The organism is Micromonospora marincola, assembly GCF_056150385.1.
Window position 1 is genome coordinate 276,737 of sequence record NZ_JAXCFT010000005.1, and the last position, 21,340, is coordinate 298,076.

Genomic DNA, 21,340 nt, shown 5'->3' on the forward strand with positions numbered 1-21,340 from the left:
CGTGTTGGCCCTAGGGTGCTTCCCATGCGACTGGGTGTCCTCGACGTCGGTTCCAACACCGTGCACCTGCTGGTGGTCGACGCCCACCACGGCGCGCACCCCTGGCCGGCCCACTCGGAGAAGGTGGTGCTGCGGCTGGCCGAGCAGATCGGCCCGGACGGCGCGTTGACCGACGCCGGCGCGGACGGGCTGGTCGAGGCCGTCGGCATGGCGCGGGCGGCAGCCGACGGGCTGGGCGCCGAGGACCTGTTGGCGTTCGCCACGAGCGCGGTCCGCGACGCCACGAACGCCGTCGAGGTGCTGGCCCGGGTGCGCGACGAGACAGGCGTACGCCTGGGGGTGCTCTCCGGCGCGGACGAGGCGCGGATGACGTTCCTCGCGGTGCGGCGGTGGTTCGGCTGGTCCGCCGGCCGGCTGCTGGCGCTCGACATCGGCGGCGGCTCGCTGGAGCTGGCCGCCGGCATCGACGAGCATCCGGATGTCGCGGTCTCGTTGCCGCTCGGCGCGGGCCGGCTCAGCCGGGAGCGGCTGGCGATCGACCCGGCCGGGTTGATGCCGCCGCCCGCCCAGGCCGTGGAGGACCTCCGGGAGTACGTGGACGCGCAGCTCGACCCCGTGGTGAAGCAACTGACCGAGGTGGGCTGGGAGCGTCCGGTGGCCACCTCCAAGACGTTCCGCTCGCTTGCCCGGTTGGCCGGCGCCGCGCCGTCCGGCGCCGGTCTCTGGGCGCGGCGCAGCCTGACCCGCACCGGGCTGCGGCAGGTGCTCGGGTTCGTCCGGCACATCCCGCCGGCTCACCTGCCCGAGCTGGAGGGCGTCAGCGCGCAACGGGCGCACCAGCTCCTGGCCGGCGCGGTGGTGGCCGAGGCGGTGATGCGCCGGCTCGACGTCGACAGTTTGGACATCTGCCCCTGGGCGTTGCGCGAGGGGGTCATCCTGCGTCGGCTGGATCAGCTCGCACCGATGTGATCCGAGCGGTCGCTCTGGGTGCTTTGCGGCTGCTCGTCCCGATGCCTCCTGGCGGGTGCGGCTACCCTGAGGGGCGTGACTTCCCGCGTCCCGGTGCTCCTGTCCACGTCCTCGGTCTTTCCGGAACGGACCGCGGCGGCGTTCCAGCTCGCCTCCGCGCTCGGGTACGACGGCGTCGAGGTGATGGTCTGGACCGATCCGGTGAGCCAGGACGCGGGCGCGCTGCGCGGACTGTCGGAGCACTACGGCATTCCGGTGCTGTCGGTGCACGCGCCCTGCCTGCTTGTCACCCAGCGGGTGTGGAGCCCCGACCCGTGGGAGCGGCTGCGCCGGGCCGCCGAGCTGGCCGAGACGCTGGAGTCGCCGACCGTGGTGGTGCATCCCCCGTTCACCTGGCAGCGTGACTACGCGCGCACGTTCGCCGACGGCCTCGACGCCGTCGCCGGGCAGTTCGGTGGCCTCCGCTTCGCGGTGGAGAACATGTTCCCGGTGCGGATGGCCGGTCGGCAGTTCGTGCCGTACGTGCCGGGCTGGGACCCGACCGACGCCGGTTACGCCTCCTACACGTTGGACCTGTCGCACTGCGCGGCCTCGCACACCGACGCGCTGGCGATGGCGGACCGGATGGGTGGCGCGCTGGCGCACGTGCACCTGGGCGACGGCACCGGCGAGGGGCGGGACGAGCACCTGGTGCCGGGCCGGGGCGGTCAGCCCTGCGCGGAGCTGCTCCGATCGCTGGCCGGGCGCGGCTTCACCGGCTCGGTGGCGGTGGAGGTGACCACCCGGGGCGCGAAGAGCCGCGCGGTGCGGGAGGCGGACCTGCGCGAGTCGCTCGCGTTCGCCCGGGCCAACCTGACCGCGCCCTCACCTGTCGACGCCTGACCGCGGGCCAGCGGACCTGGTGACCGGCGGCGGTCTAGCTGACCGGGGCGAGTGGCTGGGCCGGCACCGCCTGCTCGCCGACCGCGGCGCGCTTGCGGGCGCGGTGCGCCGCCACGTGTGACCGGGTGGCGCAGCGCTCCGAGCAGAACCGCCGGCAGCAGTTGGACGAGGTGTCCAGGTAGACGTTGCCGCAGCGCTCGTCCGCGCAGACGCCGAACCGGGCGCTGCCGTACTCGCAGAGCCAAACCGACAGCCCCCAGACCGCGCCGGCCAGGTATTCCGAGGAGACCGAGGCGCCCCGGCTGGTCACGTGCATGTGCCAGTCCGAGGAGTCGTGGCCGGAGATGCGGGGCTGCACCGGGAACGCCTCCAGCAGCGCGTTCAGCTCCGTCACGGCGTCGGCGTCACGGCCCGAGGTGCCGTACTCGAAGACGTCCCGCAGGCGTTTCTGTGCCCGCCGGAAGATGGTGAGGTCCCGCTCCGCGACCTCGTCGCGCATCCAGGCGTTCTCATCCGGGAAGAGGGCCCGCAGGCCGTCGAGGTCGTCCAGTCGGGCGTTGACGAGCTCGACCCCGGTCCGGGCGTACGCGTCGAAGTTCACGACACCAACGGTAGACGACTCGGAGCGGACGTGCCGCGATGCGTTTGGCGGGGGCCCTTCTTATAGCCTGGGCGATAAGAAGGGCCCCCGCCTCACACGTGCCCGGCGCGGGTGCGGGGGTGGGCGTTACGCTCGGCTCATGCTCCGTTCCGTCATCCTCGCCGCCTCCCGGTCAACCCAGGTGGAGCGGCTCGTCGCGACGGCCCCGTTCACCCGGGACGTCGTCCGCCGGTTCGTCGCCGGCGCCGGCACCGACGACGCGCTGCGCGCGACCCGCGCACTCGTCGCCGACGGCCAAGCGGTCACCCTCGACTACCTGGGCGAGGACACCACCACCCCCGAGCAGGCGAACGCCACCCGGGACGAATACCTCACCCTGCTGCGCCTGCTCGGCGCCGCCGGGCTCACCCCGGCCGCCGAGGTCAGCGTGAAGCTCTCCGCGCTCGGCCAGATGTTCGACGAGCAACTCGCGTACGAGAACGTGCGGGCGATCTGCGCGGCGGCCGACGCGGCGGGCACCACGGTCACGCTGGACATGGAGGATCACACCACCACCGACTCGACGCTCGACGTCCTGACCAAGCTGCGCAAGGACCACCCGTCGACAGGCGCGGTGCTCCAGGCGTACCTGCGGCGGACCGAGTCGGACTGTCGCGAGCTTGCTTCCGCCGGGTCCCGGGTGCGGCTGTGCAAGGGGGCCTACAAGGAGCCGGAGTCGGTGGCCTACCAGTCCGCCCGCGAGGTCGACAAGTCGTACGTGCGCTGCATGAACGTGCTGATGGCGGGCGACGGGTATCCGATGCTTGCCACGCACGACCCGCGTCTGATCGCGATCGGCGAGGACCGGGCGCGCTGGTTCGACCGCGACCCGGGCCGGTTCGAGTTCCAGATGCTCTACGGCATCCGCCCGGACGAGCAGAAGCGCCTGGTCGGCGAGGGCTACACGGTGCGCACCTACGTTCCCTACGGCGACCAGTGGTACGGCTATCTGATGCGCCGACTGGCCGAGCGCCCGGCCAATCTGGCGTTCTTCGGCCGTGCGGTGATGTCGACGACGTGAGTCAGCCGTTCGACCAGGTCCGGGTGCACAGCACGAGGCGGTAGCCGTCCGGGTCGGCGAACGTGATCCCCCACCTGTCCCAGTACGGGCCGGCGGTGACCCTGGTCCCGCCGGCCCCTTCCAGTCCAGGTAGAGCGCGAGCAGGTCCTCCTCGGTGGGGCGCGGGTCGACGGTCAGCGCCGCGTCGAGGTCAACACTTGACGGTGAAAGCTAATGCCGTTAGCTTCCTAGCTATGACAGTTAGCCAGGTGTCGCGGGACGGTGGGACGATCGCCTACGAGGTGCACGGTGCGGGGCCGCTCGTGGTGCTGTCGCACGGCATGGGGGAGAACCGGGCGACCTTCCGGCACCTGGTGCCGCTGCTGGTGGCGGCCGGCTACCGGGTCGCCTCCGTCGACGTACGCGGCCACGGCGACTCCAGCCCACGCTGGCCCACGTACGCCCCGGCTGCGGTCGGTGGCGACCTGCTGGCCGTGGCGCGGGCGCTTGGCGGCGGGCCGGCCACGCTTGTCGGCAGCTCGTCCAGCGGGGCGGGCGTGGTCTTCGCCGCCGCCGAGGACCCGGCGCTGGTCGGCGGCATCGTGCAGGTCAGCCCGTTCGTCAGCGCGCCGGGACCGAACCCGCTGATGCGGGCCGCCCAGGCCGCCGTGCTGCGCAGCCCGCGGCTGTTCGGGCTGTTCCACCGCACGCTCTTCCCGTGCGGGCGGCCGGCCGACGACGCCGCGTACCGCAAGGAGATGGTCGCCAAGCTGCGCGGCCGGATGGCCGCGGTGCGCGGCGTGGTCGCGCCGGTGGAGCCGCACTGGACCGCACGGGCACGCGAGGTACGGCAGCCGGTGCTGATCCTGATGGGTACGAAGGACCCGGACTTCCCCGACCCGGGCGCCGAGGCGCGGGCCGCCCGCCGGCAGTTCGCCGTCGCCGAAGCCCGCATGATCGCCGATTCCGGTCACTACCCGCACGCCGACCAGCCCGACGCCACCGCCGCCGACCTGGTCGAGTTCCTGCGAGTGACCGCGCGTGCCTAGGGCCGGCCTGACCCCGGTGACGGTGGTCCGGGAGGCGGCCGTGCTCGCCGACGAGGTCGGACACGACCGGCTGACCCTGGCCGCGCTGGCCGGCCGGCTCGGCGTCGCGCTGCCCAGCCTCTACAAGCACGTGCGGGGCGTGGACGCCTTGCGCCAGAAGCTCGCCGTGCTGGCCGCCACCGAGATGGCCGACGTGCTGACAAGCGCCGCCGCGGGCCGGGCCGGCGGCGACGCGTTGCGCGCCGTCGCCACCGCCTACCGGGCGTACGCGCACCGGCACCCCGGCCGCTACCCGGCCTCCCAGCGGGCCCCCGACCCGACCGACCCGGAGCACCTGGTCGCCGCCGAGCGCGCGGTCGGCGCGATCTTCGCGATCCTGCACGGGTACGGCATCGACGGCGACGCGGCCGTCGACGCGACCCGGATGTTCCGGTCCACCGTGCACGGCTTCGTCACCCTGGAGGCGGCCGGCGGGTTCGGGCTGCCCCGCGACGTCGGCCGCTCCTTCGAGCAGATGATCGACGGACTCGACGTCGCATACCGTGGCTGGCGGTCCCGATGAGCGCCGGGCCGTCGTCTCCCGGCGGTGCGACGAAGGGCACGCTGGTGGGGCTCATCTTCCTGCTGGAGTTGGCGCTGCTGGCCGCCGCCGGGTTCTGGGGCTTCACGGTCGACGCCGACTGGCCGGTGCGTCTGCTCGCCGGCTTGGGCGCGCCGCTGGCACTCGCCGTGACCTGGGGAGTGTTCTGCTCACCCCGGGCCGCCGTGCCGCTGCCCGCCCCGGTCAAGCTCGGCATCCAGGCCGCCTGCTTCCTCGCCGGCGGCCTGCTGCTCGCCCTTGCCGGCCACCCCGTCCCCGGCGCGGTGCTGGTGCTCCTCTGGGCCGTGGACAAGGCCCTCCTGACCCTCGCCGGCACCCCCGTCTGACTCCGCCCCCACCCCCCGCCTGCCTGCCCGCCCGCTCCCCGCTCCCGCCCGCTCCCCGCTCCCGCCGGCTGCTTCGCGAGCGCTGACGGCAGATCTTGGTACGAATCCGCCCCTGGAGGGGCGCCCCCGTACCAAGATCTCACCCGATCGCTTCGCCAATGGCAGATCTTGGAAGCGGAGGGCCCCTCTGGGGGCCGTTTTCTTCCAAGATCTGCCGTCCGGGCCTGGGGCAGGGACTACTCGCCGGGCACTTTCCCGGAACGCCCGATTGGTCGTACCCTTCGCCGGTGACCGACGGCGACGAGCAGCCTCCCGGCCGGGCAGCCGACGGCGACGGACCGCACCCCGGCCGGGCAGCCGACGGCGACGGACCGCACCCCGGCCGGGCGGCTGAGGGCGACGGACCGCACCCCGGCCGGGCGGCTGACGGTGGCGAGCCGGGCCCCGGCTCGGGTGCGGGCGACGCGCGGCGCCCGGGTGGGGACGCGCCGGTCGACGATGTCGTGGCGACCACCGGCCCGACCAGCCGTTCTGCTCCCACACCCGCGGACAGCACCGCACGCCCGACCGAGAGCGCTTCCGTCCCGGTGCCGGCGGACGAGTCCGTCTCCGCACCGGAGGGTGGTTCCGCCCTACGGTCGGTCGGCGATTCCGCTGTGGGCGCGGCGCCGGAGCCCGACCTGGCGCCGGGTGCGGAGTCGTCGTCCGCACTGGAAGGCCATTCACCCGTCGACGCGTCAGGTCCAGCCTCCGGCTCGGCCTCGGCAGCGGACACCCCGGGCGACGACCCGTCCCCGACGACCTCGCTCCTGCTCGACGCGGCTACACCGGAACCGGGGGCACACGAGCAGAACCCTGCCGCGCCGGCGGCCGGACCCGAGCCGGCCGCAACCAGACCGGCCGCAACCAGACCGGCCGCAACCAGACCGGTCACACCGGAGCCCGTCGCGTCCGCGCCCGAGCCGAGCACCGTTGTGTTCGCCGTGCCACCTTCGGCGCCGGCTCCGCCCGCCTGGGCGCCGCAGGCATCCGTACCCGCTGTGCCCGCGCCGGTCCCGGCGGCGGGGAAGCGGCGGCGGTGGCCGCTATGGACGGCGCTCGGGCTGGTGCTCGGGCTGGTCGCGGGCGCGGTTCCAGGCGTACTCCTTCGGGAGCCGGACGCGGCCGGGCGGCCGGCGGCCGGCTCGGCCGACCGGGGCACGGCGGCGCAGCGGCAGCTCGCCGAGCGGATGGTCGGGCAGCTCGACCGGCAGGCCGGCGCGTTGCTCGGCGGTGACCGGGCCGGCTTCCTCGCGGTGGCGGAGCCGGCCGCCCGGCCGGCGCTCACCCGGCGGTACGCGGCGTTGCGCGCGCTGCGGGTGGCGGTGTGGCGCCCGGCGGCGGACGGGGTGCCGGTGGCCGTGGACGGGCGGCCCGGGGAGTGGCGGCTCGCGGTGACGGTGGGCTACTGCTTCGTGCAGCCCGGTTGCGCGCCGAGCACGGCGGGGATGGGCACCCGGTGGCGGCTGGTGGGCGAGGAGCCGCGGCTGCTCGCGCTGGAGCCGTCCCGGACGGACCCGGCGGGGGTGCGCCCCTGGGAGGTGAGCGACCTGGCCGTGGCGGTCGGGAAGCGGGCGCTTGTGGCCACCACGCCGGCCCAGCGGGCCAAGCTGCCCGGGCTGCTCGGCCAGGCCGAGGCCGCCGCCCGGACCGCCGACCGGTACGCGGTCGGCCCGCCGCCGGACCGGTACCTGGTCTACTACGCCGGCAAGGCCGAGTGGCAGCGCTGGTACGGCGGTGGCCGCCCGAAGTGGACCGCCGGTTACGCGGTAGGCGTCGGGGGTGGACGGCACGATGTGGTGCTCAACGCGCAGAGCCTCTCCCCGGCCGGCGTCGACGACCTGCTCCGGCACGAGTTGACCCACGCCGCCTCGCTGCCCGAGCAGGGCTACGCGGACCACGCGGACTGGTGGCTGGTGGAGGGGCTGGCCGAGTACGCCGGCTCCGACGGGCAGCCGGTCGTCCGCTACGAGGGGCTGGCCGAGGTGCGCAAGCTGATCCGCGGCGGGTGGTCCGGCCGGCTCGACACGGTGGCTCCGGACGACGACGCGACCGACGACCGGGTCGGCGGGGCGTACGGCATCGGCTACCTGGCCGTCCGCCACCTGGTCGACAGGTACGGCGAGCAGCGGGTGCTGGACTTCTTCCGGGCGGTGGTGCACGAGCACCGGTCCCCGGCGGAGGCCGCCGACGGGGTCTTCGGTGACCCGTGGCCGGAGTTGCACGACGACTGCGTCGCCTACGCCCGGGCGGTCGCCGGCTGACCGCCGACGATCGGCCGCCGGCTGAGCGCCGCCGCCGGTCGGCCGCGTCGACGCCGACGGGTCGTAGCATGGGCCGGGTGGCCCGCACCCTCTCGCCGCGGCTGCCCGCGGCCCGCCGCCCCCGTCTCGTCACCGCCTTCCTCGCCGTCGTCGCGCTTACCGGCACCACTGCCGCCAGTTGCGGCGACGACGCCCCGGCGGTCACCGTCGCCCCGGTGGGCCGCGCGCCGGTCACCGAGGTCATCGACGCGCCCGCCACGGTGACCGCGCGGGCCGCCGCGACGCTCACCGCCCCCGCCGACGGCACCCTCGCCGCGCTGCGCGTCCAACCCGGCCAGCGGGTCACCAAGGGCCAGGTGCTCGCCGTGGTCGACTCGCCTGCCGCGCGGGACCGCCTGGCCCAGGCGCGGGACGCGCTGCGCGCGGCGAAGCGGGCCGGCCGGGGCGTCGGCGTCGGCGACCTGGGCGGCAACCGGCGCGGCACCGACCGGGCCGCCGACGAGGCGTTCGCCGCCGCCCGTGCCGCCGCCGGCAAGGTCGGCGACCCGCGGGTACGTGCCGCGCTGCTGCTCCAGGTCGAGTCGGCGCAACGGCAGTACGTCTCGGCCGCCCACGTCGCCGACCGCGCGGTCGCCGCCGTGCAGCGCGGCGTGGCGGGCCTGAACAGCGCCGTCGGCGCGCTGTCGGCCGCGCAACGCCTCCAGGCCCAGCAGGCGTACGACCTGGCGAAGGCGACTGTCGACGCGCTGACGCTGCGCGCCCCGATCGCCGGTGTGGTGCAGCCGGGCGGCACCCGGGCGGCGGCGCCAACCGACCTGGCCGGGCTGTTCGGCGCGGCCGGCGGCGCGGCGGTGCCCGGCCTCGACCCGTCGGCGTCGGGCGGTGCCGGGTCGGGCGGCCCGCCGGCCGGGGTCGACGACGCCGTGCCGGCCGGTGGCCGGGTCACCGCCGGCACGCCCGTGCTCACCGTGGTGGACATCGGCCGGCTGGGTCTGCTCGCCGAGGTGGACGAGACGGACGTGCTGCTGGTCCGCGCCGGGGTGCCCGCCTCGGTGGAGTTGGACGCGGTGACCGGCGCGACGTACGACGCGACAGTGCGTTCGGTGGACGTGCTGCCCACCAGTTCGGCCCGGGGCGGGGTCACCTACCGGGTCCGGCTCGAACTGGGCGCCGGCCGGCTCGGCGAGGCGGAGGCCGCACCGGCGCCGCGCCCCGGCATGAACGCGGTGGTCCGGCTGCGGGTGCGGGAGGCGGCCGACGCGGTGGCGGTGCCGGCCTCGGCGGTCTTCTCCGCGGACGGGCGGGACGCGGTCTGGGTGCTGCGCGACGGCCGGGCGGACCGGGTGCCGGTGACCGTCGGCGTGCAGGGGCAGGATCTGGTGCAGATCGTGGACGGGGTGCGGGCCGGCGACCGGGTGGTGGTGCGCGGCGCCGACCAGGTCCGCGACGGCCAGGAACTACCGTGACGGTCGCCGCGATCGAGGCGGTCGACGTGTCGCGCACGTACGAGCTGGACGGGGTGTCGGTGTCCGCGTTGCGCGGCGTGTCGCTCACCATCGACCAGGGCGAGTACGTGGCGGTGATCGGCCCGTCCGGTTCGGGCAAGTCCACGCTCATGCACCTGCTCGGCGGGCTGGACCGGCCCAGCGGCGGCCGGCTGGTGATTGGCGGCCGGGACGTCGCCACGCTCACCGCGCCGGAGCTGGCGACGCTTCGCAACGAGACGATCGGCTTCGTCTTCCAGGCGTTCCACCTGCTGGCCCGCACGTCCGCGGTGGACAACGTCGCGCTGCCGCTCGTCTACCGGGGTGTCGGGGCGCGGCAGCGGCGGGAGCGGGCGGCGAAGATGCTCGGGCGGGTCGGGTTGGGGCACCGCCTGCACCACCGGCCCAACCAGCTCTCCGGTGGCGAGCAGCAGCGGGTGGCGATTGCCCGCGCGCTCGTCACCGAACCGGCGGTGCTGCTTGCCGACGAGCCCACCGGCAACCTGGACAGCGCCACCGGCGAGGCGGTGCTGGAGCTGTTGGAGCGGCTGAACGCCGAGTCCGGTGTGGCGCTGGTGATGGTGACCCACGACCAGGAGGTGGCGGCCCGCGCACGCCGGCGGATCGCCGTTCGGGACGGGCTGATCAGGTCGGACACCGGTCATGATCGACCGGCGTCGGGCGACGCCGGTGGACCTGCGACACTTGATCGCGCTCCCAGCGCGGAGTCCCGGTCCGCGTCCGGAAGCGGCCCGGGGCGCCCGTCCGGTGGCCCCGGTGGCGCCGCCGGAGCCACCGGACGCCTTCCGCGCGACGCAGGCGACGCGGGGGACGCCGGATGAGGATGGCCGAGGCCTGGCGGGTGGCGCTCGACGCGCTGCGGGCCAACCGGATGCGCAGTGTGCTGACCATGCTCGGCGTGATCATCGGGGTCGCCTCGGTGGTGATCCTGGTGGCCATCGGCACCGGCACCAAGCAGCAGGTCGAGCGGCAGGTGGAGGGGCTCGGGTCGAACCTGCTCCTGGTGGTGCCGGGAAAGATCGAGGTGGGCACCGCGCCTGTGGTGTCCCCGCTGGACCTCAGGGACGTCGACGCCGTGTCCCGGGTGGTCGGCGATCCCGGTCGGGTGGCCGTCACGGTGGCCTCCGGCGCGACCGCGCGGGCCGGCAACCGGTCCGACTTCACCACCGTGCAGGGCGTGCTGGAGACCACCCCGTCGGTGTTCACCAGGTCGCTTCAGCGGGGCCGCTACCTGACCGGGGCCGACGTGGACACGAGCCGCCGGGTGGCGGTGCTCGGTGCCTCGGTGGCCCGGGCGCTCTTCCCCGACCGTGACCCGCTCGGCCAGCAGGTGACGCTGGCCGGCGTGCGGTTCCGGGTGATCGGCGTCTTCGCGCCGCTCGGGCAGAGCCTCGGCGTGGACCGGGACGACGAGGTGCACATCCCGGTCACCGCCGCGCAGCGGCTGTGGGGCACCCAGCGGATCGACGGCATCGCGGTCAAGGCGCCCGACCGGGAGCGGATCGACCAGCTCGGCGAGCGGATCGTCGCGGAGCTGTCCCGCCGGCATCCGGACACCGAGTTCAGCGCCGTCACCCAGCAACAGATCCTCGGCGTGCTCGGCGACATCCTGGGCGTGCTCACCGGCGTGCTGGCCGCCATCGCCGGCATCTCGCTGCTTGTCGGCGGCGTGGGCGTCTCCAACATCATGCTGGTCTCGGTGCGCGAGCGGACCCGCGAGATCGGCCTGCGCAAGGCGGTCGGCGCCCGTCCCCGGGACATCGGCGTGCAGTTCCTGCTGGAGGCGGTGCTGCTCACCTCGATCGGCGGCCTGACCGGCATGGCGCTCGGGGTGGGCACCGCGCTGCTCGTCGACGCGCTCTCGCCGATCCCGGCCGCGATCACCTGGTGGTCGCTGGCGCTCGCCTTCGGCGTCTCGGCGGCGGTGGGCATCGTCTTCGGGGTGGTGCCGGCGCAGCGGGCCGGCCGGCTCGATCCGGTGGTGGCCCTGCGCGCCGAGTAGGCGGATTCGGGCGAGCCACTCGTCCGGGCGAAAAAGCCCTGGTGAACGCTCGTCCCACCAGGGTCAAAGGTGGGAAGGGATCGCGCAGGTCACAGCCGTCCCGCTACCGTACTGGATACACGCGCGTCGCTCGTCGAGGCGGAAGCACCTGCCCGGTGGCACGCGCCGGGCACGGGAATGGGTCGGTGAGCCATGGCCGGGTCGCAGTCCGACGCACGGCTGTCGGATGTCAGGTTCCTGACCGTCGCCGAGGTGGCGACGGTCATGCGGGTCTCCAAGATGACGGTCTACCGTCTCGTGCACAGCGGTGAGTTGACCGCGGTACGGGTCGGCCGGTCGTTCCGGGTGCCCGAGCACGCCGTGCACGAATACCTCCGGGGCGCCTTCCAGGAGTCCGCCTGACGCAGCCGGCGACCGTCCGCCGAGTGCGGCCAAAAGGGGCAGCGACGGGGGCGCGTTGGTCCTGCTGACGCTCTGCGGCTACCCTGGAGCCCGACCGAGATCGCACCCTGGTGTGCCCTGCCCACCTCGCTGGTCCGGTCCGTTGTCCGCAATCGGGCACGGCGCCACCGGCGGTGGCGTCTCCCGGTCCGCCCCGCACGTTGCATCGAAAGGCTGTCGTATGGGCTCGGTGGTCAAGAAGCGCCGCAAGCGCATGGCTAAGAAGAAGCACCGCAAGCTGCTGCGCAAGACCCGCGTCCAGCGTCGCCGTCTCGGCAAGTGACCGGCGCCGGGCGCTGCCCGGCACCGGCACCACTTGCCAACTGTCGACCCTCGGAGGCTCAGGTGATCAGGCCGCGGATGTCCCGGCTCGGTCCTGCCTGCCGCGCAAGGCGCACGACATGACCCCCGGTGGCACCTCAGGTGCCCCGGGGGTCGTCGTCGTCACCGGGGTCGGTCGTTTCCTCGGCGCGAACGTCGCCGCCCGGCTCGCCGCCGACCCGCGGATCGAGCGGGTCATCGGGGTCGACCCGGCCCCGCCCAACCCCGAGTTGGCCGATTTGCTCTCCGACGTCGAGCTGGTCCGCCTCGACCTCGACTCGCTCGGCGGTCTCCTGACCGACCTCGACGTCGACGCCGTGGCGCACCTGGCGCTTGTCACCGCACCGGACGGGCAGCACGGTGGCCGGGCGGCGATGAAGGAACAGAACGTCATCGGCACCATGCAGTTGCTCGCCGCCTGCCAGCGCGCACCCCGGCTGCGCCGGCTGGTGGTCCGCTCGTCGACCGCCGCGTACGGGGTGTCGTTCCGCGATCCGGCCGTCTTCACCGAGGACACCGAGCCGCGTGAGGTGCCGCGTGGCGGGTTCGGCCGCGACATCCTCGACATCGAGGGATACGTACGCGGGTTCCGTCGCCGCCGGCCCGACGTCACCGCGACCGTGCTGCGCTTCGCGCCGTTCATCGGCTACACGGCCGACACCACCCTCACCCGCTACTTCGCGCAGCCTGTCGTGCCCACCATCTTCGGGCGCGATCCGCGCCTCCAGTTCCTGCACATCGACGACGCGCTGTCGGTGCTGCACCGGTCGGTCGCCGAGGAGCACCCGGGGACGTACAACGTCGCTGGGCCGGGGGTGCTGTCGCTGTCGCAGGCCATCCGCCGGGCCGGCCGGGTCGCCGTGCCGGTGCTGGAGCCGGGCCTGGCGGGGGTGGCCGCGGTCGCCCGCACGCTTGGCTTCGGCCGCTACGGTTTGGATCAGGTCGACCTCTTCGTGCACGGTCGGGTGGTGGACACCACCCGGCTGGAACGCGAGTTCGGCTTCACTCCCCGCTCGACCGCCGCCGCCTTCGACGACTTCATCCGCGCCCACCTCGGCGGGGTGGTGGTGACGCGGGATCAGCTCGCCGCCGCCGAGCACCTGGTGCTGGAGGGCATCCGCCAGGTCCGCTCGACCGTCCGGGAGCGCTCGTGAGCAGCCCGCAGGAGCGGCACGACGTACCGCTGACCGTGCCCGAGCCCGGCGCGGAGCCGGCGCGGCGCAACGGGCACCGGCCGGTCACCGAGCCGCCCGCCGCCCCGGCGGTCGGTCGACCGGTCGCCAAGAAGGCAGTGGCGAAGAAGGCCGTGGCGAAGAAGGCGGTCGCGAAGAAGGTCGTGGCCGGGCGGGCGGGGGCCGGCGAGGCGTCGGGACCCGCCGGGACCGCGACGCCGCCCGGGCCGGCCGTGGCCGACCGGCCGGGGGACCAGTGGGACCGCCGGGTCGCGCGGGGGCTCGCGTTCCTGCGGCGCCGGCTCGCCGGTGACTACGAGGTGGACGAGTTCGGCTTCGATTCCGACCTCACCGACGCGGTCTTCCACCCGTTGGTCCGGCTGCTCTACCGGGACTGGTTCCGCACCGAGGTCGGTGGCATGGAGCACGTCCCGGCCGACGGCGCCGGTCTGGTGGTGGGCAACCACTCCGGCACCGTGGCGCTGGACGCGCTGATCCTCTCCACCGCGCTGCACGACGAGCACCCAGGGCGCCGCTACCTGCGCCTGCTCGGCGCCGACCTGGTCTTCCGGATGCCTGTGGTCTCCGAGTTGGCCCGCAAGACCGGCGGTACGGTCGCCTGCAACCCGGACGCCGAACGGCTGCTCGGCAACGGCGAACTCGTCGGCGTGTTCCCGGAGGGTTTCAAAGGCGTCGGGAAGCTCTACTCCGACCGCTACAAACTCCAGCGGTTCGGCCGTGGCGGTTTCGTCTCCGCCGCGCTGCGCACCGGCACGCCCATCGTGCCGGTGGCGATCGTCGGCGGCGAGGAGATCTATCCGATGCTCGCCGACATCAAGCCGCTCGCCCGGCTGCTCAAGCTGCCCTATTTCCCGGTGACGCCGACCTTCCCCTGGCTGGGGCCGCTGGGCATGGTGCCGCTGCCGAGCAAGTGGCTGATCGAGTTCTGCCCGCCGATCCCGACCGCGCACCTGCGTGACTCGGCGGACGACCCGCTCGTCGTGTTCAACCTCGCCGACCAGGTGCGGGAAACCATCCAGCAGACGTTGCACAAGCTGCTCGAACGTCGCCCGGACCCGTTCGGCCCCTGACCGGCGGGGCCGGGCGCCCGGCCCGTGGTCAGGCGCGCTGGCGGCGGCGGTGCAGCGCCATTCCGGCGGTGACCGCGCCGGCGAGCAGCCCGGCTGCGGCGGTCGAGGGTACGGCGATGCGCGCGGCCCGACGCCCGGTGCGGAAGTCGCGGACGTCCCAACCCCGTTCGCGGGCCCGCCGCAGCAGCGCCGGGTCGGGGTTGACCGCCACCGCGCGGCCCACCGCGGACAGCATCGGCAGGTCGTTCGCGGAGTCGCTGTAGGCCGCGCAGCGGGCCAGGTCCAGCCCTTCCACCGCGGCCAGTTGGGTGACCGCCTCGGCCTTCGCCGGCCCGTGCATCAGGTCGCCGACCAGCCGGCCGGTGTACGCGCCGTCGACCACCTCGGCCACCGTGCCGATCGCGCCGGTCAGGCCGAGCCGGGCCGCGATCACCCGGCCGATCTCCACCGGGGCGGCGCTGACCAGCCACACCCGCTCGCCCGCGTCGAGGTGACGCTGGGCCAGCCGGTGGGTGCCGGCCCAGATGCGCGGCGCCATCAGCTCGTCGAAGATCTCCTCGGTGAGGCGTTCCACGTCGTCGACCGGCCAGCCCCGCACGAAGGCGAGCGCGGCCTCCTTGGCCTGCGACATGGTGCCGGCGTGCTCGGTGGCGAGCAGCCGGAACCGGGCCTGCTGCCAGGCGAACCGGGCCAGGTCACCGGCGGTGAAGTAGTTCCGGGTGGCCAACCCGCGGGCGAACCAGTAGATCGACGCGCCCTGCATCATGGTGTTGTCGACGTCGAAGAACGCCGCGGCCGTCGGGTCCGGCGCGACCGGGGTCACGGGCGCCGCCGGGGTCTCCGCCCAGCCGGCGGTGTGCCCGTGGACGTCGGTGCTGACCGTCACCTTGCGGGACTCGGTCACGGGCACCTCCCCCTCGACGATCGCACAAGCCTTCCGGGTCGAGCGTATCCGGCTCGTCGTGGCGGGCCGGCCGGTCGCGAGCGGAAGTGTGGCCGCGCGCTCAGCGTTCGCCGGGGCAGGCGGTGGGCGCGGGCCCGAGCGTGTCGTTGGCCGCCGGCGCGGGCAGCCCGCAGGCGATCGCCTCGCGCAGCGCGTCGGTGCGCCGGCCGGCCGCGTCGAGCAGGGCGAGCGAGTGCCGGGTGCGGTCCCGGTCGGCGTGGTCGGGCCGGTCGAGCAGGCCGCTGACCATCCGGCGCTGGCCGGCGAGGAAGGTGTCCACGGCATCGAGCGCGGTCGGGTCGGAGCGCTGCGCGGCCACGGTGGTCAGCAGGCGTACGCCCTGACGGGTGTCCGCGTCCATGTCGTCGAGGACGGCGCTGAAGCCGAGCCGGTCGTTGCGGACCGAGGCGGCCTCGTCGAGCCGGGTCCGGGCGAAGTCGAGGAAGAGCTGCCCGCGGCTGATGTCCGACTTGGCGAGCGCGAGCTGGGCGCGTTCGGTGGAGCGCTTCATGCCGTAGAGGGCGTCGCCGGGAAGCGCGTTCTCGCTTGCGGCGGAGATGCCGGAGAGCGCGATCGCGCCGGCGGCCACGCCGACCAGGATCGCACCCCGGGCGCGGGCGCGGCGACCGGTGATGGCCGGCAGCAACGTGCCGCGCAGACCGGTGCCGGCGCCGGCCGTGGCGGTGACGCCCTCGCGTTCGGCGGTCGCCACGATCATCGCCCGCAGGCCGGTGCGGAACTCGGAGTCGACCTCGACGGTGGGCCGCTCGACGGTGAGCCGCCGGCCCACCGCGACGAGCGCGGTGAGTTCGCCGTCGGCCCGGGACCGGACGTGGTGTCGGCGTCCGCCGTTGGCCTCGTCGAGGAGTTGCGCGAAGCGCTCGGCTCGCCGACCGGAGAAGAGGTCACTGTCCACCGCGGGCACCCCCTTCCGCTGGTCACGGCCGGGCGGCCGTCGTCGTCACCAGCGACCCGTGGCAGCGTGTGGCACAGGGCCGACCGGAACTGTCGACCTGACCCGCCGGACCGGGTGGCCCGGGGGACGCCGGGACAACCACTGGTCGCACCCGGAGAAACGGTTCGCGCCGGTCGCCGGTTACGGCCGGTTCGGGGGCGAAATCACCGGGTGTGATGGCGATCGCGGAACGTGTCGGGCACGCGTCACCCACCGGCGTCCGACGCCGGTGGGTGATGGGATCTGTCGCCGGTCAGCCCTGGAAGCCGTCGGGCAGCAGTCGGGCCAGGGCCCGCACCGCCCGGTATTGCAGGGCCTTGATGGCGCCCTCGTTCTTGCCCATGGCACGGGCCGTCTCGGCCACCGAGAAGCCCTGCAGGAACCGGAGCACGATGCACTCCTGCTGTTCCGGGTTGAGTTGCTTGACGGCGGTGAGCAGGGCGACGTTCGTGATGTGCTCGACCACCGCCGCCTCCGGGCTGCCCTCCGGGCCGCGGTCCTCCCGGTCGGCGTCGAGGACGTCACCGGTGGTCACCTCCAGCCGGTAGCGCCCGGACTTGAAGTGGTCGGCGACCAGGTTGCGGGCGATGGTGACCAGCCAGGCGCCCAGGTCGCGGCCCTGCCAGGTGAAGCTCCCGATTCGCTTGAGCGCCCGCAGGAACGTGTCGGAGGTGAGGTCCTCGGCGAGTTGGCGGTTGCCGACCCGGAAGTAGACGAAGCGGAAGACGGTGTCGACGTACCGGTCGTAGATCAGACCGAACGCCTCGGCCTCGCCGGCCTGCGCCCGTTCGACGAGCGTCCACACCTCGGTGGCCGGGTCGGACGGGTCGGGGCGGCTCGGGAAGCCGGTGGCCGGCGTGGCGGGCGGGACGGCCGGCAGCACCGCGGTGTCGCCGGCGGCCACCGCGGGAAACACGGCGGTCTCGGCGGCCGAGGGCTCGGCGCTTGTCGCCGCGTCGCCGCGACGGGCCTGGGTCGGCGGGGCGGGGCGGGGCGGGGCGCCGAGGCGGCCGGCGGCGGGCTTCGCGTTGCCGCCGGGCAGCGCCGGGCGCAGGGGCGCCTCGTTGCCGTGGTGCGCGCGGCTGCGCGTCCGTCGTCCCTCGCCGCGCACCGCGAGCAGGCCATCGGGGCGCGGCGGTGCGGGATCGGCGCGCTCGTTGAGCGGGTTCCGCTGGCTCGGGCCGACCACTCCGGCCGGCCGTTCCGCGTAACCGAACGTGGTCACCGTGCCTCCCCGGTCCAGGTGGACAGCGACCGCGTCGGGCGACCCGGCGTCGCCGCGGGGTCGGGTACGACCCGGCCGGGTGCGGCCGGTCCGGGACGTGCCGGCGGGCGGCAGATCCCCTTGAGGTGCTGGTCCAATGCGCTCACGGGCACGGGGGCCTCCTCGGGCTGAGGGGTGTCGACTCACGGCAAATGGGGTGAGCCGACCCGAGTGATGATAGGCCCAACGTCACCCGCGCGTGGCAAGTCCGTTACACAGAGCGGAAGTATTTCCCGCCCGGTGGCACTGCCGGCGGACCGGTTGTCCGTCGCCCGTGGTTGACTTTCGCGTCCGAACCTGGTTTCGACGGAAGTCCAGGTCGGAGCCAATTTTCTTTCCGCTCGGCGTGTCGTGGCGGCGACCCGGCCGGTCGGGTCCGAACGCGCCCCGGTGACCCGTGAAGATCTAGGTCCCATGACCGGGATTCCCGTCCACTGTCGATTGCACATGTGGCGCGAGCCGCCGGCCCGCCGTGGTCGGCGCGTAGTCTAAGCCGTTCACGCCCCACCCGCCGGCGACGCCGACCGAGAACCGCACGGAGGTACCCGATGTCAAGCGACCCGCGGCTCATCCTGATCACCCGGCCCGGCTGCCACCTCTGCGAGGACGCGAAGGCGGCGCTCGACCGGGTGGTGGCGGTCACCGGCGACCGCTGGGTGGAGAAGGACGTGACAGGCGACGTCGAGATGGAACGCGACTACGGCGACCGGCTGCCGGTGGTGCTGCTCGACGGCAAGGAGCACGGATACTGGCGGGTCGAGGAGGACCGGCTGCTGCGGGACCTGACCACCCCGCAGCTCTGATCTATGGTGCTCAGGTGACGAGGACGCGGCGCCACCTGGTGTGGGACTGGAACGGCACCCTGCTCGACGACCTCGACCTGGTGGTGCGGGCCACGAACGTGGCGTTCGCCAGCGCCGGCGGCCCGGCGGTGAGCGCCGACGAGCACCGGGTGCGGTTCCGCCGGCCGATCGCCGACTACTACGCCGAGATGCTCGGCCGGGCGGTCGACGCCGAGGCGTTCGGCGCGCTCGACCGGATCTTCCACGACGCGTACCGGGCCGGGTTGACAAGCTGCGCGCTGGCCGCCGACGCCACCGCCGCGATCGCCGCCTGGCCGGGCAGCCAGTCGTTGCTGTCCATGTGGTTCCACGACGAGCTGGTGCCCACCGTGCACACGTACGGGCTGACCCCGCACTTCCGCCGCGTGGACGGGCTGCGCGCCACGGTCGGCGGCGGGCACAAGGCGGAGTGGCTGGAGAAGCACCTCGCGGAGCTGGGGCTCGACGGCCCGGACGTGGTGCTGATCGGTGACTCGCTCGACGACGCGGACGCGGCGACCTCGGTCGGCGGCGCCTGCGTCCTCTACACCGGCGGCCTCTCCGACCCGGCCACGCTGCGCGCCAGCGGCCACCAGGTGGCCGACACCCTCACCGCGGCGGTACGGATGGCCCGCGCCCTGCCCTGACCCGGGTCAGGCGCGCAGGTGGGCCAGCACCGCCAGCACCCGGCGGTGGTGGGTGGTGGCGTCCGGGGGCAGGTCGAGCTTGGTGAAGATGTTGCGGACGTGCTTCTCGACCGCGCCGTCGCTCACCACCAGGGCGCGGGCGATGGCGATGTTGGACCGGCCCTCGGCCATCAGCGCCAGCACCTCGCGCTCGCGCGGGGTCAGCGCCGCCAGCGGGTCGTTCCGCCGCCGCCGCACCAGGAGCTGGCTGATCACCTCCGGATCGAGCACCGTGCCCCCGCCGGCCACCCGGGCCAGCCCGTCCAGGAACTCGTCGATCGCGGCCACCCGGTCCTTGAGTAGGTAGCCGATCCCACCCCCGGCGCGGCCCGCGGTGTCCAGCAGGTCGTCGGCGTACGACACCTCGACGTACTGGGACAGCACCAGGATCGGCGTGCCCGGCACCCGGCGGCGGGCCTCCACCGCCGCGCGCAGTCCCTCGTCGGTGTGCGACGGCGGCATCCGCACGTCCACCACCGAGATGTCCGGCCGGTGCGTGACCACGGCCTCGACCAGGGCGTCCCCGTCGCCGACGGCGGCCACCACCTCGTGCCCGAACTCGGTAAGCAGCCGGATAAGCCCCTCCCGGAGCAGCACGGCGTCGTCCGCGATCACCACCCGCATGGGTCCGGTGTCTATCACGTCCGGGTCCACGGCGCTGCCTCCGGTGGGCGTCAGCGGGGCAGTTCGGCGTGGATCCGGGTCGGCCCGCCGGCCGGACTGGCCACCTCCAGGGTGCCGCCGGCGGCCCGCACCCGGTCGCCGATGCCGCTGAGCCCGTGCCCCTTGGCCAGGTGGGCGCCGCCGATCCCGTCGTCGGTGACGGTGATCTCCAGTCGGCCCACCTTCCGGGTCACCTCGACCCGGCAGGCGCCGGCCCGGCTGTGCTTCGCGACGTTCGTCAGCGCCTCGGCCACCACGAAGTACGCGGTGCTCTCCAGGCCCGGGTCGAGCCGGCCGTCGGCCCGGCCCAGCTCGTCGTCGACGAGCAGCTCGGTCGGCACCAGGGCGCGGGCGGCGAGCGCGGCGAGCGCGCTTGGCAGCCCCCGGTCGACCAGGATCGGCGGCGCGATGCCCCGGGACAGGGCGCGCAGCTCGTCGAGCGTCTCCCGGGTCTGGGTGACCGCCTCGTCCAGGGTGCGCCGGGCCGCCTCCGGGTCGGCGGCGAGCTGGTGGCGGGCCCGGCCCAGGTCCATGGCGAGTCGGACCAGGCGCTGCTGCGGCCCGTCGTGGATGTCCCGTTCCAGCCGGCGCAGGGCGACCGCCTCGGCCGAGGCGGCGGCCCGCTTCTGCTCCTCAAGCGTGATGATCCGCTGCCGCATCTCGGCCACGCCGGTGAGCAGGGAGTAGGCCAGGCCGGCCTGGATCCGGGCCAGCCCGCGGGCGACCAGGGGGAGGGTGAGCAGCGCGAACACTCCGATCGCGGTGTTCAGCGCGATCCGCGCGCCGGCCCCGTCACCCATCCCGAGGAAATAGCTCAGGTGCTGGTCGTCCACCTCGTGCGGGATGGACCAGTCGTACAGCCCGTAGAACGGGCCGGCAAGCGCCACCGCCCACCACACCAGCATGACCACGAACGTGGGCAGGGTCACCGGGAACCGGAGGAACGCGTGCAGCAGGTCGAGCCAGGACTGCGGGTCCCGCATCGGGGTGAAGACCCGGCGCCAGAACCGGGCGCCACGGCCGGGCACCAGGTAGACCGGACGGACCCGGGGCCGGCCGAGCACGGCGGGGAGCCGGAGCCGTTCCAGGTCGGCCAGCCCGCGGGCCGCGTACAGCACCCCGGCGAGGACCGGCAGGCCGAGCGTGGTGACAAGCAGCCCGGCGGTGAGGGGGATCCCCGCGATGGTGAGCACGAAGCCGATCACCGCCAGCGGAAAGCTGAAGATCACGTATCCGGTGTCGTTCACGAGCCGGCGGAGTAGGCCCCGGACGGGCGAGGAAGGGGCGGGCGCGGCGGCCGACGGCATGGCGGTCATGGTTCGAGGCTATGAGCGCGGATCCGGCCGGCCCATCCCGCGCGCCGGTGGATCCGGGGTGGGGTTCTCCCTACCGGGAACGTGAGAAGCGCCTCCCTGTGCCGGTGACGGAGCGCTACCGAGCGCGCGCGATTGGTCAGAGAAGTCTGGATTGAGCAATAATCGCCACGCGCCGCCGAGGGAGCGCGGTTGATCGATCTTGTGAGAATGGAGGGGCAGGTGGAGTGGCGTCGCGAGTCATCAAGATCGCGATTTGTGCACCTGTTCACAAGCGCCTACTCTGTAGTTCCGACGCGCCCTGCTAGCACAGCCGGCAACAACGGTCGCCAGCGGGAGTCCCGAAACGGCCGGCCTCCGACGCTTGCCGAGGATCGCACCGCACGGAGTCTC

General features: G+C 74.2%; 22 protein-coding genes and 1 pseudogene. 16 read left to right on the forward strand and 7 right to left on the reverse strand.

What is annotated here, in order from left to right:
- Nucleotides 1–24: 24 nt before the first annotated feature.
- Nucleotides 25–969 carry a Ppx/GppA phosphatase family protein gene (locus tag SM450_RS14830; protein ID WP_474620318.1) on the forward strand — a complete coding sequence of 315 codons (945 nt, stop codon included), beginning with the start codon at nucleotides 25–27 and terminating at the stop codon, nucleotides 967–969.
- A gap of 75 nt (nucleotides 970–1,044) precedes the next feature.
- A complete protein-coding gene (locus tag SM450_RS14835; RefSeq protein ID WP_474620319.1) occupies nucleotides 1,045–1,851 on the forward strand; it encodes a sugar phosphate isomerase/epimerase family protein in 807 nt (268 codons plus the stop codon).
- 34 nt (nucleotides 1,852–1,885) lie between these two features.
- On the opposite strand, the gene SM450_RS14840 is transcribed toward SM450_RS14835, so the two are convergent.
- The gene (locus SM450_RS14840; protein WP_474620320.1) at nucleotides 1,886–2,452 is read right to left on the reverse strand and encodes a CGNR zinc finger domain-containing protein; all 567 of its coding nucleotides are present in this window, start codon (nucleotides 2,450–2,452) and stop codon (nucleotides 1,886–1,888) included.
- A gap of 139 nt (nucleotides 2,453–2,591) precedes the next feature.
- Here SM450_RS14840 and SM450_RS14845 point away from each other — a divergent pair, with 139 nt between their 5' ends.
- Nucleotides 2,592–3,512, forward strand: a complete 921-nt coding sequence (locus SM450_RS14845; RefSeq protein WP_474620321.1) for a proline dehydrogenase family protein — start codon at nucleotides 2,592–2,594, stop codon at nucleotides 3,510–3,512.
- A 1-nt stretch (nucleotide 3,513) separates the two neighbouring features.
- Here SM450_RS14845 and SM450_RS14850 read toward each other — a convergent pair.
- Nucleotides 3,514–3,695, reverse strand: a pseudogene (locus SM450_RS14850) (VOC family protein); the annotation flags it as partial.
- A 50-nt stretch (nucleotides 3,696–3,745) separates the two neighbouring features.
- Here SM450_RS14850 and SM450_RS14855 point away from each other — a divergent pair.
- From SM450_RS14855 to SM450_RS14905, 11 genes are all read left to right on the forward strand, one after another.
- Nucleotides 3,746–4,540 carry an alpha/beta fold hydrolase gene (locus tag SM450_RS14855; protein WP_474620322.1) on the forward strand — a complete coding sequence of 265 codons (795 nt, stop codon included), beginning with the start codon at nucleotides 3,746–3,748 and terminating at the stop codon, nucleotides 4,538–4,540.
- Nucleotides 4,533–5,102 (forward strand): TetR/AcrR family transcriptional regulator, encoded by a 570-nt coding sequence (locus SM450_RS14860; RefSeq protein WP_474620323.1) that lies wholly within the window; start codon nucleotides 4,533–4,535, stop codon nucleotides 5,100–5,102. Before SM450_RS14855 ends, SM450_RS14860 begins: the two co-directional genes overlap by 8 nt.
- Nucleotides 5,099–5,467 carry a YrdB family protein gene (locus tag SM450_RS14865; RefSeq protein ID WP_474620324.1) on the forward strand — a complete coding sequence of 123 codons (369 nt, stop codon included), beginning with the start codon at nucleotides 5,099–5,101 and terminating at the stop codon, nucleotides 5,465–5,467. The genes SM450_RS14860 and SM450_RS14865 overlap by 4 nt, the downstream gene beginning before the upstream one ends.
- 1,040 nt (nucleotides 5,468–6,507) lie before the next feature.
- Nucleotides 6,508–7,770, forward strand: a complete 1,263-nt coding sequence (locus SM450_RS14870; RefSeq protein ID WP_474620325.1) for a hypothetical protein — start codon at nucleotides 6,508–6,510, stop codon at nucleotides 7,768–7,770.
- A 68-nt stretch (nucleotides 7,771–7,838) separates the two neighbouring features.
- A complete protein-coding gene (locus SM450_RS14875) occupies nucleotides 7,839–9,236 on the forward strand; it encodes an efflux RND transporter periplasmic adaptor subunit (RefSeq protein WP_474620326.1) in 1,398 nt (465 codons plus the stop codon).
- On the forward strand, nucleotides 9,233–10,096 hold the full coding sequence (locus tag SM450_RS14880; protein ID WP_474620327.1) for an ABC transporter ATP-binding protein: 864 nt from the start codon (nucleotides 9,233–9,235) through the stop codon (nucleotides 10,094–10,096). Before SM450_RS14875 ends, SM450_RS14880 begins: the two co-directional genes overlap by 4 nt.
- Nucleotides 10,093–11,277 carry an ABC transporter permease gene (locus tag SM450_RS14885; RefSeq protein ID WP_474620328.1) on the forward strand — a complete coding sequence of 395 codons (1,185 nt, stop codon included), beginning with the start codon at nucleotides 10,093–10,095 and terminating at the stop codon, nucleotides 11,275–11,277. The genes SM450_RS14880 and SM450_RS14885 overlap by 4 nt, the downstream gene beginning before the upstream one ends.
- Before the next feature lie 192 nt (nucleotides 11,278–11,469).
- Nucleotides 11,470–11,679: a helix-turn-helix domain-containing protein gene (locus SM450_RS14890; RefSeq protein ID WP_013288759.1), complete on the forward strand. Its 210-nt coding sequence runs from the start codon at nucleotides 11,470–11,472 to the stop codon at nucleotides 11,677–11,679.
- Nucleotides 11,680–11,899: 220 nt separating this feature from the next.
- Nucleotides 11,900–12,001 (forward strand): 30S ribosomal protein bS22, encoded by a 102-nt coding sequence (locus SM450_RS14895; RefSeq protein ID WP_007465623.1) that lies wholly within the window; start codon nucleotides 11,900–11,902, stop codon nucleotides 11,999–12,001.
- A gap of 118 nt (nucleotides 12,002–12,119) precedes the next feature.
- A complete protein-coding gene (locus SM450_RS14900; protein WP_474620329.1) occupies nucleotides 12,120–13,193 on the forward strand; it encodes an NAD-dependent epimerase/dehydratase family protein in 1,074 nt (357 codons plus the stop codon).
- A 251-nt stretch (nucleotides 13,194–13,444) separates the two neighbouring features.
- Nucleotides 13,445–14,302, forward strand: coding sequence for a lysophospholipid acyltransferase family protein (locus SM450_RS14905; RefSeq protein WP_474620465.1), 858 nt, complete (start codon nucleotides 13,445–13,447; stop codon nucleotides 14,300–14,302).
- 28 nt (nucleotides 14,303–14,330) lie between these two features.
- Here SM450_RS14905 and SM450_RS14910 read toward each other — a convergent pair whose 3' ends face one another.
- The 3 genes from SM450_RS14910 to SM450_RS14920 all read right to left on the reverse strand — a co-directional run bounded on the left by SM450_RS14910 (nucleotide 14,331) and on the right by SM450_RS14920 (nucleotide 17,425).
- Nucleotides 14,331–15,206 (reverse strand): HAD family hydrolase, encoded by an 876-nt coding sequence (locus tag SM450_RS14910; RefSeq protein WP_474620330.1) that lies wholly within the window; start codon nucleotides 15,204–15,206, stop codon nucleotides 14,331–14,333.
- Between the two features lie 100 nt (nucleotides 15,207–15,306).
- Entirely contained in the window at nucleotides 15,307–16,161 is an 855-nt protein-coding gene (locus SM450_RS14915) for a DUF5667 domain-containing protein (RefSeq protein ID WP_474620331.1), read from the reverse strand.
- A gap of 292 nt (nucleotides 16,162–16,453) precedes the next feature.
- Nucleotides 16,454–17,425: an ECF subfamily RNA polymerase sigma factor, BldN family gene (locus tag SM450_RS14920; RefSeq protein ID WP_474620332.1), complete on the reverse strand. Its 972-nt coding sequence runs from the start codon at nucleotides 17,423–17,425 to the stop codon at nucleotides 16,454–16,456.
- Nucleotides 17,426–18,012: 587 nt separating this feature from the next.
- On the opposite strand from SM450_RS14920, the gene SM450_RS14925 reads away from it, so the two are divergent.
- Nucleotides 18,013–18,267: a glutaredoxin family protein gene (locus tag SM450_RS14925; protein WP_282284992.1), complete on the forward strand. Its 255-nt coding sequence runs from the start codon at nucleotides 18,013–18,015 to the stop codon at nucleotides 18,265–18,267.
- Between the two features lie 14 nt (nucleotides 18,268–18,281).
- Nucleotides 18,282–18,932 (forward strand): HAD family hydrolase, encoded by a 651-nt coding sequence (locus SM450_RS14930; protein ID WP_474620333.1) that lies wholly within the window; start codon nucleotides 18,282–18,284, stop codon nucleotides 18,930–18,932.
- A 6-nt stretch (nucleotides 18,933–18,938) separates the two neighbouring features.
- Here the strand turns inward: SM450_RS14930 and SM450_RS14935 are convergent, their stop codons facing one another.
- A complete protein-coding gene (locus tag SM450_RS14935) occupies nucleotides 18,939–19,595 on the reverse strand; it encodes a LuxR C-terminal-related transcriptional regulator (protein WP_474620466.1) in 657 nt (218 codons plus the stop codon).
- A 50-nt stretch (nucleotides 19,596–19,645) separates the two neighbouring features.
- Nucleotides 19,646–20,950 (reverse strand): sensor histidine kinase, encoded by a 1,305-nt coding sequence (locus SM450_RS14940; RefSeq protein WP_474620334.1) that lies wholly within the window; start codon nucleotides 20,948–20,950, stop codon nucleotides 19,646–19,648.
- Nucleotides 20,951–21,340: the final 390 nt, after the last annotated feature.